General features: G+C 65.2%; 9 protein-coding genes. 5 read left to right on the top strand and 4 right to left on the bottom strand.

The features are described from left to right. Positions 1–6 precede the first annotated feature (6 nt). Positions 7–663 carry a glutathione S-transferase family protein gene (locus ACCQ03_RS11855; RefSeq protein ID WP_150145696.1) on the top strand — a complete coding sequence of 219 codons (657 nt, stop codon included), beginning with the start codon at positions 7–9 and terminating at the stop codon, positions 661–663. A 224-nt stretch (positions 664–887) separates the two neighbouring features. Beyond that, the gene (locus ACCQ03_RS11850) at positions 888–1,295 is read left to right on the top strand and encodes an RNA-binding S4 domain-containing protein (protein WP_209225424.1); all 408 of its coding nucleotides are present in this window, start codon (positions 888–890) and stop codon (positions 1,293–1,295) included. 121 nt (positions 1,296–1,416) lie between these two features. On the opposite strand, the gene katG is transcribed toward ACCQ03_RS11850, so the two are convergent. From katG to mutS, 4 genes are all read right to left on the bottom strand, one after another. After that, complete coding sequence (gene katG, locus ACCQ03_RS11845; RefSeq protein WP_209225422.1) at positions 1,417–3,663, bottom strand: catalase/peroxidase HPI; 2,247 nt, start codon at positions 3,661–3,663, stop codon at positions 1,417–1,419. Positions 3,664–4,091: 428 nt separating this feature from the next. Continuing rightward, positions 4,092–4,706: a DUF937 domain-containing protein gene (locus tag ACCQ03_RS11840; RefSeq protein WP_209225420.1), complete on the bottom strand. Its 615-nt coding sequence runs from the start codon at positions 4,704–4,706 to the stop codon at positions 4,092–4,094. Continuing rightward, positions 4,703–4,942 (bottom strand): hypothetical protein, encoded by a 240-nt coding sequence (locus ACCQ03_RS11835; protein WP_139790903.1) that lies wholly within the window; start codon positions 4,940–4,942, stop codon positions 4,703–4,705. Before ACCQ03_RS11835 ends, ACCQ03_RS11840 begins: the two co-directional genes overlap by 4 nt. An 85-nt stretch (positions 4,943–5,027) precedes the next feature. Beyond that, the gene (gene mutS, locus ACCQ03_RS11830) at positions 5,028–7,649 is read right to left on the bottom strand and encodes a DNA mismatch repair protein MutS (protein ID WP_057686994.1); all 2,622 of its coding nucleotides are present in this window, start codon (positions 7,647–7,649) and stop codon (positions 5,028–5,030) included. Positions 7,650–9,019: 1,370 nt separating this feature from the next. On the opposite strand from mutS, the gene ACCQ03_RS11825 reads away from it, so the two are divergent. From ACCQ03_RS11825 to ACCQ03_RS11815, 3 genes are all read left to right on the top strand, one after another. Beyond that, the gene (locus ACCQ03_RS11825; protein WP_057678388.1) at positions 9,020–9,547 is read left to right on the top strand and encodes a VOC family protein; all 528 of its coding nucleotides are present in this window, start codon (positions 9,020–9,022) and stop codon (positions 9,545–9,547) included. A gap of 79 nt (positions 9,548–9,626) precedes the next feature. After that, a complete protein-coding gene (locus ACCQ03_RS11820; RefSeq protein WP_244663997.1) occupies positions 9,627–10,721 on the top strand; it encodes a tryptophan 2,3-dioxygenase family protein in 1,095 nt (364 codons plus the stop codon). Beyond that, positions 10,718–12,169, top strand: coding sequence for an FAD-dependent oxidoreductase (locus ACCQ03_RS11815; RefSeq protein ID WP_209225416.1), 1,452 nt, complete (start codon positions 10,718–10,720; stop codon positions 12,167–12,169). Before ACCQ03_RS11820 ends, ACCQ03_RS11815 begins: the two co-directional genes overlap by 4 nt. Positions 12,170–12,175: the final 6 nt, after the last annotated feature.

The raw sequence follows: 12,175 nt of genomic DNA, 5'->3' as shown, positions 1-12,175 counted from the left end.
CTGCCCATGTCCACCGAGATCGTGCTCCACACCCACCCATTGTCACGCGGCCGTGTCGCCCGCTGGATGCTGGAGGAAACCGGCCTGCCGTACCAGGCGGTCATCCTCGACTACGGCACCACGATGAAGGCGCCGGACTATCTGGCGATCAACCCGATGGGCAAGGTGCCGGCGCTGCGTCATGGCGACACGGTCGTTACCGAGAATGCGGCGATCTGTGCCTACCTGGCCGACCTGGTGCCGGAGCGGCACCTGGCGCCGCCGCCGGGATCGCCGGCGCGCGCCGATTATTACCGTTGGCTGTTTTTCCTGGCCGGCCCAGTGGAGGCGCTGCTGACCGCGAAGGAAAGCGGCGTGCTGGCACCGGCACGCAGCGCCGGCTACGGCCACGAAGCGGACCTTCTGCACACCCTGGAACAGGCGGTCGCGGGCCGCGAGCATCTGGCCGGCGACCGCTTCAGCGCGGCCGACCTGTACATGGCGGCGGTGGTGGGGTTCTACACGCGTACCGGCATGCTGGAACCGCGCCCTGCGTTTACCGCCTTCGCGCAACGGCATGCCGCCCGGCCTGCGGTGCTGCGCGCCAACGTCGCCGACGACGCGTTGATCGCGGCGCATCCAAACCCGGACATGCCGCGCACCGTGGCCACAGCGAACACCTAGCGGAGGAGGGCATCCGCCGGCGGTGACGCCCTGCGGTGCAGGCCAGGTCGGGCCTGGTCCTGCCCGCTTGAGTTTCGCAGCCGTTGCCCAAACATCGGGTGTGGCGCACGCCATTGGCGAGGACGACGCCGGCAACCACGCTGGCGTCTGCGCAAGATCGCAGCATTGGCACGCATGCAATGCGTACTGCGCGAGCCACCGCACGACACGAGACCGCAAGACGAATGAATCTAGAGCTGGAACAGGCGATGACGGTCAGGCTGGATGTCTGGCTCTGGGCAGCGCGCTTTTTCAAGACGCGCAGCCTGGCCAAGAACGCAGTGGAGACCGGCAAGGTCGACGTGGCCGGCCAGCGTCCAAAGCCGTCGCGCGCGCTGCGCAGCGGCGAACAACTGCGTATCGACCGCGGCGGCGAAATCTTCGAGATCACCGTTGCCGCGCTCAGCGATGTACGCGGCCCGGCGCCGGTGGCGCAGGCGCTCTACATCGAGAGCGACGGTTCGCGCGAGGCCCGCGCGCAATGGCGCCTGCAGCGCGCTGCCGAGCGTACCGGCTACCGTGCGCCCGAGGGTAAACCGGACAAGCGCGCGCGCGGCCTGATCACGGCATTGGGCGATATCGACGCGTTGTAGCGCGCTGTCGCAACAAGCGCTCATGCAATAGACCCCGCAAACGCAAACGCCCCGTTGATCGGGGCGTTTGTGTGCGGGCTCGCGCACCTGCGTGTTGGCAGGTGCGCATGAGTGAAGACGCTTAGGCCAGATCGAAGCGATCCAGCTGCATCACCTTGGTCCAGGCAGCAACGAAGTCATGCACGAACTTCTCCTGCGCATCGGCGCTGGCATAGACCTCGGCCACTGCACGCAGGATGGAGTTGGAGCCGAACACCAGGTCCACGCGCGTGCCGGTCCAGCGAAGTTCACCGGTACTGCGGTCGCGGCCTTCGTAGGCATCCTTCGCCTCCGAGGTGGCCTTCCACTCGGTGCGCATGTCGAGCAGGTTGGCGAAGAAGTCGTTGCTCAATACACCGGGGCGGCTGGTGAACACGCCATGCTTCGAGTCGCCGACATTGGCGCCCAGCACGCGCAGGCCGCCGACCAGCACGGTCAACTCCGGTGCGGTGAGGGTGAGCAGCTGGGCCTTGTCGATCAACAGCGCCTCGGCCGGCACTGCGTAGCGGCGCTTGGCGAAGTTGCGGAAGCCATCGGCCACCGGTTCGAGCACGGCGAAGGATTCCACATCGGTCTGTTCCTGCGACGCATCGGTACGGCCGGGTGCGAACGGCACGGTGACCTGGTGGCCGGCGGCCTGCGCCGCGTGTTCGACCGCCGCATTACCGGCCAGCACGATCAGGTCGGCCAGCGAAATCTTCTTGCCACCCGGGTGCGCGGCGTTGAAGTCGGCCTGGATGCGTTGCAGCGTCGCGAGCACCTTGGCCAGTTGCTCGGGCTGATTGGCCTGCCAATCCTTCTGCGGGGCCAGGCGGATGCGCGCACCGTTGGCGCCGCCACGCTTGTCCGAGCCGCGGAACGTGGAGGCAGACGCCCACGCGGTGGACACCAGCTGCGCCACGCTCAGGCCCGAGGCCAGGATGGTCTGCTTGAGCGCGGCGGCATCCTGCGCGTCGACCAGGGCGTGATCGACCGCCGGCACCGGGTCTTGCCAGATCAGCTCTTCGGCAGGCACGTCCGCACCCAGGTAGCGTGCGCGTGGGCCCATGTCGCGGTGGGTGAGCTTGAACCACGCGCGTGCGAAGGCATCGGCGAATTGTTCGGGATGCTGCTGGAAACGCCGCGAGATGGCTTCGTACGCGGGGTCGAAGCGCAGCGCCAGATCGGTGGTCAGCATCGTCGGGCGATGCTTCCTGGAGGCGTCGTGCGCATCGGGAATGACGGCGTCGGCGTTCTTGGCAACCCACTGGTGCGCGCCGGCCGGGCTCTTGCTCAGCTCCCACTCGAAACCGAACAGATGGTCGAAGTAGTCGTTGCTCCACTGCGCCGGCGTGGTGGTCCAGGTGACTTCCAGGCCGCTGGTGATGGTGTCGGCGCCCTTGCCGCTGCCGTAGCGGTTATGCCAGCCCAAGCCCTGGCTTTCCAGTTCGCCAGCTTCGGGTTCGGCGCCCACGTTGTCGGCCGGGCCGGCACCGTGGGTCTTGCCGAAGGTGTGGCCGCCAGCGATCAACGCCACGGTCTCTTCATCGTTCATGGCCATGCGCGCGAAGGTGTCGCGGATGTCGCGTGCGGAGGCGATCGGGTCGGGGTTGCCGTCCGGGCCTTCCGGATTGACGTAGATCAGGCCCATCTGCACGGCGGCCAGCGGGTTTTCCAGGTCGCGGGTATGCGGCACCTGGCTGTCGTCGTCCTTCACCAGCACCCCGTGCGCTTCGTCCACGCCGGGCGAGCCGCGCGAATAGCGGTCGTCGCCACCCAGCCACTTGGTTTCGCGACCCCAGTACAGATCCTGATCCGGCTCCCAGGTGTCTTCGCGACCGCCGGCGAAGCCGAACGTCTTGAAGCCCATCGATTCCAGCGCGACGTTGCCGGTAAGAATCATCAAATCGGCCCAGGAAATGGCCTGGCCGTATTTCTGCTTGATCGGCCATAGCAGGCGACGCGCCTTGTCCAGGCTGACGTTGTCCGGCCAGCTGTTGAGGGGGGCGAAGCGTTGCTGCCCACGTCCGCCACCGCCACGTCCGTCGCCGATGCGATAGGTGCCGGCGCTATGCCAGGCCATGCGCACGAACAGCGGGCCGTAATGGCCGAAGTCGGCCGGCCACCACTCCTGCGAATCGGTCATCAACGCATGCAGGTCCCGCTTGAGCGCCTGCAGGTCCAGGCGCTTGAACGCGTCGGCATAGTTGAACGACTGGCCCAGCGGATTGGATTTGCTCGAATGCTGGCTGAGCAGATCCACGCGCAGCTGCTTGGGCCACCAATCGCGATTGGTGGTTCCGGTACCGACGACGGCGTGGTTGAACGGGCACTTTGCTTCGGTGGTCATGGCAATACCTATGTGCAAGGGCACTTGGGGAGCTGCGTGCCGAAGGTTGCAGACACGTGCTGTTGGAGTCGAAGTGGCGGATGGGGCTTAAGGCTGAGTCATCGGGGCTGCGGGAAGTTGCGAGCGATGCCGGCCTGGCGTGGCCGCTGTGTTCGTCGATGCTAGCGCCTGCCTGGAGGCCCGGAATAGGTCGACCGCGAGCGGGCAGAGGTGGCAGGGACACGCATCAGGCGGACTCATCACGGTGGCGTTGCGCACACGATAAGGAGCATCGATCATTTGGTGAATTCGAATTATTCAACCATATCGATAGCGTGCCACTATGGATAGCACGCCGGTGCCCAACCGGCGTGCCGCATGCCGATTGCATGGGGGCAGGCCGTCATCCGCATCTGCAACTGGGGCCGCCGCCCGGTTGACCTGCTGGCTCAGCGTTTGCCGAACAGGCTGCCGCCCAGCTTCATGACATCGCTCAGACCCAGCTGCCCGTCGCCGTCCTGGTCCAGCACGCTGGCCAGTAGCCCGCCGGCACCGGGATGGCTGCGCGCCTGCTGATGTTCCTGTGCCAGCGCAGGCCCGAGCTGGCCGCTGGCTGCGGCATCGCCGCCCAGAAAGCGCTTGGCCAGATACGCCATCACGATCGGGGCAAGCAGCTGCAATAACTGACTGGCCTTACTGGTCTCCAGCCCGGTGGCCTGGCCCAGGCCGGCAGCGGCCTGCGGCGCCTTGTCGCCGAACAGATGGCCGACGATGCCGGCACCGTTGCCTTGCGCACCGGTGGCCGAACCGCCCAATAGCGAGCCGAGCAAGCTGCCGAGGTCTGGACTGGCAGCATGGTCGCGTTGCAGTGCGCCCAGCAACGCGTCGGTGCCACCGGCCTGCTGGCTATTGCGGCCCAGCGCCCCCATCAGCAATGGCAGCGCGGCCTGCACTGCCGACTGCGCCTGCTCTGGCGCAATGCCCAGGCGGCCGGCGAGTTGCTGCAGCGGCGGACCCTGCAATTGCGCGGCGAGTTGGTTGGTCAACGAAGCGGACATGATCATCGGAAGGTTTCCTGTCTGGCGAAGCGTTGCGGCAGGGTGCGCCGGTCACGCCGACAGATCAATCCAGCCAGCTGCACCCGAAGCGCTTTACGCACGGCACGATGCAGGACTTGGCAGCCCGCAACCATGCCGTCACCACTTCCAAAATCAGCGAACAAATCCCGCAACGCAGCATCAAAATCGATTTCCGATTCCTGCGAGGCAATGCATCCGCACACGCAGCAAGCGAAAGTCACGCAGCTACGCTCCTACGATTCCCGATTCCCGATTCCCGATTCCCGATTCCCGATTCCCGATTCCCGATTCCCAAATCCCGGCCCCTCAAAGCAACGCCTTCAACCGATACAGCGCCTCCAGCGCCTGCTTGGGGGTGAGCTCATCCGGATCCAGCGCCTGCAAGGCTTCCTGTGCAGCGGAGGAGGGGGCGGTGAACAGCCCGAACTGTTGCGGCGCATCCAGCGCGGTGGGCGCCATCTGCGCGCTGTGGCTTTCGCCGCCGCGTTGTTCCAGTTCCACCAAGCGTCGGCGCGCCTGCGTCACCGCCGCCTTGGGCAGGCCGGCCAGCGCGGCCACCTGCAGGCCGAAACTGCGATTGGCCGGGCCATCTTTCACTGCGTGCATGAACACCAGGCGCTCGCCGTGTTCGACTGCGTCCAGATGCACGTTGGCGATGCCACTGGCGCCGCCGGCATGCGATTGGTCGGCCAGCGCGGTGAGCTCGAAATAATGCGTGGCAAACAGCGTGTAGCAGCGATTGGTGTGCGCCAGATGGCGTGCGACGGCATCGGCCAGTGCCAGGCCATCGTAGGTGGAGGTACCGCGGCCGATCTCGTCCATCAGCACCAGCGACTGCGGCGTGGCGTGATGCAGGATGTAGCTGGTTTCAGCCATTTCCACCATGAAGGTGGACTGCCCGCGCGCCAGGTCGTCGCCGGCGCCGATGCGGGTGAGGATGCGGTCGATCGGCCCGATCACCGCACGGCTGGCCGGCACGTAGCTGCCGATATGCGCCAACAACACGATCAGTGCGTTCTGCCGCATATAGGTCGATTTACCGCCCATGTTCGGGCCGGTGATCACCAGCATGCGACGATCGCCGTGCAGGTCCAGATCGTTGGGTTCGAATGGTTGTTCGCGTACCGCCTCCACGACCGGGTGACGGCCGCGTTCGATACGCAGGCACGGCGCGTTGTCGAGCTCCGGTTGCGACCAATCCAGCGCCTGCGCGCGTTCGGCAAAGCCGGCCAACACATCCAGTTCGCTGAGTGCACCTGCGCAGCGCTTGAGACCTTCCAGCTCGGTGCCAAGCGCATCGAGCAGGCCTTCGTACAGCAGTTTTTCGCGCGATAGCGAACGCTCGCGTGCCGACAGCACCTTGTCTTCGAAGCTCTTGAGTTCTTCGGTGATGTAGCGCTCGGCGTTGGTCAACGTCTGCCGGCGGCTGTAGTGCAACGGGGCTTTGTCCGCCTGGCCCTTGCTGATCTCGATGTAGTAGCCGTGCACGCGGTTGTAGCCGACCTTGAGCGTGGCGATGCCGCTGCTGGCGCGCTCGCGTTGTTCCAGGTCGATCAAGAATTGATCGGCATTGGTGGACAAACGACGCAGCTCATCCAGATCGGCGTCGTAGCCGGTGGCGATGACGCCGCCGTCGCTGAGCTTGAGCGGCGGGATCTCGGCCACTGCGCTGATCAACAGATGCGCGGTGGCATCGTGCTCGCCGAGTTCGGCATGCAGCGTCTGCAGGCGCGGCGAATCCAACGGCGCCAGGATTGCGCGCACCTTCGGCAACAGCGCCAGGCCATCGCGCAAGGTGGAGAAATCGCGCGGCCGCGCCGAGCGCAACGCCACGCGGGTCAGGATGCGTTCCAGATCGCCGAGCGCACGGAAGGCTTCGCGCAGATCGGCATCGGCACCTGCATCGATCAACGTGCCAACCGCATGGTGGCGCTGCACCAGCACATCGCGCAGGCGCAGCGGACGGTGCAGCCAGCGCCGGAGCAGACGCCCGCCCATCGGCGTGACGGTGCTGTCCAGTACGCCGAGCAAGGTGTTGCGGGTATCGCCATCGACGCGCGTATCCAGCTCCAGATGCCGGCGCGTGGCCGCGTTCATCGAGATGGCCTCGCTGGCCACCTCTATCGCGATCGAGGTCAGGTGCGGCAAGCGCTGTTTCTGGGTCTCTTCGACATAGCCCAGCAGCGCGCCGGCGGCAGCCGTGGCGCAAGGTTTGTCGTCGATGCCGAAGCCCGACAGATCGTGCAATTTGAAGAACGCCAGCAGCTGTCGGCGTCCGCTGTCGGCATCGAACAGCCACGGCGGCCGGCGCCGCACGCCGATGCGCCCGCGCAGGAAGTCCGGCCAGTTGTCTTCGTCGGGCACCAGCAGCTCGGCCGGTTCCAGGCGTGCGATTTCCGCTTCCAGCGCATCGGCGCTGTCCACTTCGTTGACCAGGAAGCGCCCGCCGGCCAGATCGGCCCAGGCCAGGCCGTAGCCCTGCTTGCTGCGCGAGATCGCCATCAACAAGGTGTCGCGACGTTCGTCCAGCAGTGCCTCGTCGGTGACCGTGCCTGGCGTGACGATGCGCACCACCTTGCGCTCGACCAGCCCCTTGGCCAGCGCCGGGTCGCCGATCTGCTCGCAGATCGCCACCGACTCGCCCAGTGCCACCAAGCGCGCCAGATAGCCTTCATATGCATGCACCGGCACCCCGGCCATGGGAATTGGCGCACCGCCGGAGCTACCGCGCTGGGTCAGGGTGATGTCGAGCAGCCGCGCGGCCTTGCGCGCGTCGTCGTAGAACAGCTCGTAGAAATCGCCCATGCGAAAGAACAGCAGCAGATCGGGGTAGTCCGATTTGGCTGCGAAGAACTGCTTCATCAGCGGAGTGTGCTCGGGAGTACACGTGCTGGGCTTGGAGGTGTCTTTGGCGTTGGAGCTTTGCAAGAAGGTCTTCCAGAATCGGGGCGAGTTGGCGCAAACACGATGGGGGCACACCGCGCGAGCGACGCTGCGATGGTGCCCGCCCTCTCGGCGCTGCGGCGGCCGTGGGGCCATCAGCCTGCGAGCCGTCAGTTTAGCCGAGGAGTGGCCAGATCCTGGACTCTCGTTGGCGGCTGGCGCCCGCATCCCTGGGGAGCAAGGGTGTCTTGGTCGGTTCATCCGCGTGACATTCAGAGCTGCTGCCTCCGGGCGCTGCCCGGGCTCCCCTGTCGACGCGTCCCCGCGCTGCGAACATCGTTGGACGGCCCGTCGTTAAAGGAATGCGAGCCCGTCCTTGCTGCAGATCCACTGGTTGGGAGGCGATGACCACCCGTTGTCGCGACGCATGCAACTGCCGCCCGGCAGAAAAGGCGACGAGACCTCACACGGAAGCTCCACGCTCGCGCTGCGGCGCGGGCGACGACAGGCGCAATGGCAATGCACCCAGATGTGGGCGCCGGCGAAGGACTCGCTTGAGTGCCTTGACCCGACCACCGCTGTGAACGGATACGGACGATGACGCAATCGCGTTCGACCTGGCACGCTGCACGCGGCTGCATGTCATGGACAGGTACGGCCAGTGCGGCACGACGTCGGCGACATGGCCTAAGTCTAGTTGCTGCCAACTGACCGGACGCCCCGCAAGCGTGCCGATTCACCGACGCCAGCGTGCGCCACGCCGCAGCCGATTGGTATCGACATCCTACTGGCGGGCTGCGTGACTATTGGGCCAGGCGGTGACGTGCCAGGTCGCGATACCGATGCGTACACGCCCGCCGCATCGGTCAGGCAGCGGCCATGTCGCCGTTTGCGACGTCCGTTTCGTAGCGAGCGTCTGGCCAGTGCATGGAGAGACGAAACCTTCGACGACTTCGTTAGTAGTAAATAGGCGTAACAGCTATCAGATCATCGTCGGCATGCGATTTGGTGACGCGCAGCGCTTGCTTTGCGATGGGGAAGGATTTTTTTAATGGCCTGTGTGATCGCGATCAATCGCGGATTGTGAAAAAACTTAATCCGTGCTGGATTCCGAAAAACTGGTTGCCTTTCCATGATTGAAATTCTGGGCGCAATTGTGCAGTTTCGATATTAAAAAACATCTGGCGTTTGTCGCGACCTCACCAGACTCTTTCGCAGCAACGACGCATACCGGTGTGATCGATGGGCATAGGTTTGCGCTCCGGGAATTGGCTGATTTCTCAAAAGGCTTGTCGACCGAACGCAAGCGAGCTAGCGCTCTCCTATGCCATCGGTTCCAGGTTTCGCGTTCGGTTGCAGCGTGATGTGCGGATGCCTGCATGCAGTGGTTCCATCCAATCGAGAGGCGCTAGGTCATGTTGAAAAAACTGCATCACGTCGGATACCGCTGCAGGGACGCCAGCGAGACCGTTGCGTTCTACACGCAGGTGATCGGCTTGAAGTTTGCCGCTGCCATGATCGATCACGTGCCGTCGAGCGGGGCACGTCCGATCAACAACAATATTTTCTTCGAAATGGAAGACGGCAGTTACATCTGCTTCTTCGACATCCTGGGAAGCGACGATGCAATGGTGCCGGTTGCCGATGACTGGGCGCAGCATCTGGCGCTGGAGGTAAGCGATGAGGCGCGTGCCGAAACGATCGCATCCAGGTTGCGCGCACACGGCACCCGGGTCGAGGGACCGGTGATCCATGACGTGGCCGGTGACGATACCCATGCCGAGCTCGCGCGTTCCTGGTACTTCCAGGATCCCAACGGACATCGACTGGAACTGCTGGTCAAGCCGGCCATTGCCCAGACTGGCATCTGGAGCGACTTGCAGAAAAATGCCTACGCCAATCTTGCCAGGTGGGAGCGTTTGAAGAGGAGCGCCGCCGCATGAGCGCCCTGCATTCACTCAGCGGCCAGCAGGCACTTCCGAGCGCGCCGCGGTGCACGTGACCGGAGCCGAGCGTGGCGCAATGAATTACTGGGACTACATCAAGGTGGAGCAACTATTGTCGCTGCAGGGTGGGCTGGGAGACGACGAGACGGCCGTCGGCAACGACGAGGCGCTGTTCATCGCAGTGCACCAGATCTACGAGTTGTGGTTCAAGCTCATCCTGCGTGAGCTCGGCTCGACACGCGACTTGCTGCAGGAACTGCAGCCGGACGACGAACGTATTGTCATCGCCGTTTTTCGCTCGCTGGACCGTGCAACGGCGGTGTTCGAGCAGGCCAATCTGCATTTCAAGCTGATGGAGACCATGACGGCGCGCGATTTTCTGGAGTTCCGCGGCCGTCTGGCGCCTGCCAGCGGCTTCCAGTCCGCTCAGCTGCGCGAGATCGAGGTGTTGCTGGGTCTGGAGGATTCCGACCGTCTCGCCACCGGGCAGGGCTACTCTTTCAAGGATGCCCTCAGGCTGCCCGATGGCGCCCTTTCGACATCGGCGCGCCGTCTCGAGGCGCGGATCGCAGGTGGTCCCAGCCTCAAACAAAGCCTGTACGCGTGGTTGGAACGTCTGCCGATCGCTGGATCGACCGATCCGGCGGTCGCCGAGCGGTTCGCGCAGCGCTATCTCGATGCCCTGCGTGCTGAAGGCCGCTGGCGCCTGAAGTTGGCGCAGGACAACGGGACGGCGCCGCAGGCCATCGATCAGCAACGCTCGCGATTGGCACTTGAAGACGCGCATGCGGCGGCCTTCCTGCGTGCAGAGGAAGATCCGTCGGCGCCGGCACACGTGCGTGCGCAGCGCCGTGCGGTGCGCACGGCCATGATCTTCGTGGAAAGCTATCGCGAGCTGCCGCAGATGGCCTGGCCACGCGAGCTACTCGAAGGCGTGATCGCGCTGGAACAGGCCATGCTGATCTGGCGCCAGCGGCATGCGCGGATGGTGGAGCGCTTCATCGGTCACCGTGCAGGTACCGGTGGATCGCCCGGGGTCGCTTACCTGGACCAGACCGCGCTGCAGTATCGCGTGTTTTCCGACCTGTGGACCGTGCGTTCGCTGCTGTTGCGCAAGGACTGCCTACCGTCGCTGGATGCTGTCCGGCATGGCGAGGACGTCACCCAATGAGAGGCAAGCACATTGCCGTGCTGGGCGGCAGTATCGCGGGGTTGACGAGTGCGCTGGCGTTTGCGCGCAGTGGTGCCAGGGTGACATTGATCGAGCGGGACGCGGTTGATGCAGCGCGTGTTGCAGAGACTGCCTGTGAGGCGTCGGTCAGCGACGGATGGCGTAAGGGTGTGCCGCACGCCAGGCATACGCACGCGCTGGCCGCGCTCGGGCGGCGGACGCTGCGGGAGCGTGCGCCGGACGTGTGGAGCGCATTGATCGCCGCAGGCGCCATCGAAATGCCCTTCGGTGCGCAGTTACAGGGCCTTGCCGCCACTCCGCGTTGCGACGATCCGGACCTGTTCGGGTTGTCGGTGCGTCGGGCCTTCGTCGAGACGGTGTTGCGGCCGATCGTGCTGGTCGAGCCAAACGTCACCGTGCTCGCGCAGACCGCGGTAGGCGGGCTGCTTGTTGAAGGGGAGGGGGCTGCGATGGTGCACGGCGTGCAGACCGCCAACGGCGAGGTGCGCGCGGATCTGACCATCGATGCGCTTGGCCGCAGGTCCGCGCTTTGCAAGTGGCTGCGCGCCGCAGGTGCTGCAACGCCTTCGGAAACAGTTGAGAACTGCGGGCTGGCCTACTACACCCGCTGGTACCGCCTGATCCGTCGACCGGCGGTTCGCCTGGATGCAGGATTCTCGGCAGGTGGGTATGCCGCCACAAGCGGGTGCATCGTCTGTCCTGCGGACAATGGCTACGCGTCGATCACCCTGATGGTGCCGCAAGCCGACAAGGCGCTGCATGCGTTCGATGCGCCAGAGCTGTTCACCGCTGCGGCGCGGCAACACGCCGGCATCGCAGCGTGGCTGCAGCCTGGCGTCTGCGAGCCGGTATCGGACGTGCTGCGCTGGCCTGTCTGCGAGAACCGCTTCCGACACTTCATGGCCGATGGGCAGCCTGTGGTGCTGGGTGTGGTCGCCGTTGGCGATGCGTTGTGCACGACCAATCCCACCTATACCCGCGGCATGTCGTTGGCGATGCGTCATGCGTTCGCGCTTGCCGATCTAGTGCAGCAAGACGGCTTGGACGATCCGCATCGCTTCGCGGCGCAGGCCGATGCTCTCGTACAACAGTGGATTCGGCCGTGGCACGACGACAGCGTCCTGCAGGACCGTGCGCGCAGCGCGCTGTGGGCCGGTACGCCATCCCGGCCGACGCCGCCGCAGGGGCAGATCACGCTACAGCAGATTGCCGCCGCTGCGCGCCATGACGCAGTGGTCTGGCAGGCACTGGCGCGCCGCACAGGGATGCTGGACCCACCCGATGCGATCTTTGCGCGTGCCAATGTGCTGGCGCGCGTGCGCGCATTGGGCGTGCAGCCCATGCCGCCATCGCAACCTGGCCGAGACGCACTGCTACAGCTCATCGACCGGCACCGCTCCGCCAACTGTGTCCACCCGCCTGCCTGATGACCG

The organism is Xanthomonas sp. NCPPB 3569, from assembly GCF_041475645.2.
GTDB classification, from domain to species: Bacteria; Pseudomonadota; Gammaproteobacteria; order Xanthomonadales; family Xanthomonadaceae; genus Xanthomonas; species Xanthomonas phaseoli.
Note: the sequence above shows the minus strand (reverse complement) of the source record. Positions and strands in the feature narration are given on the sequence as shown.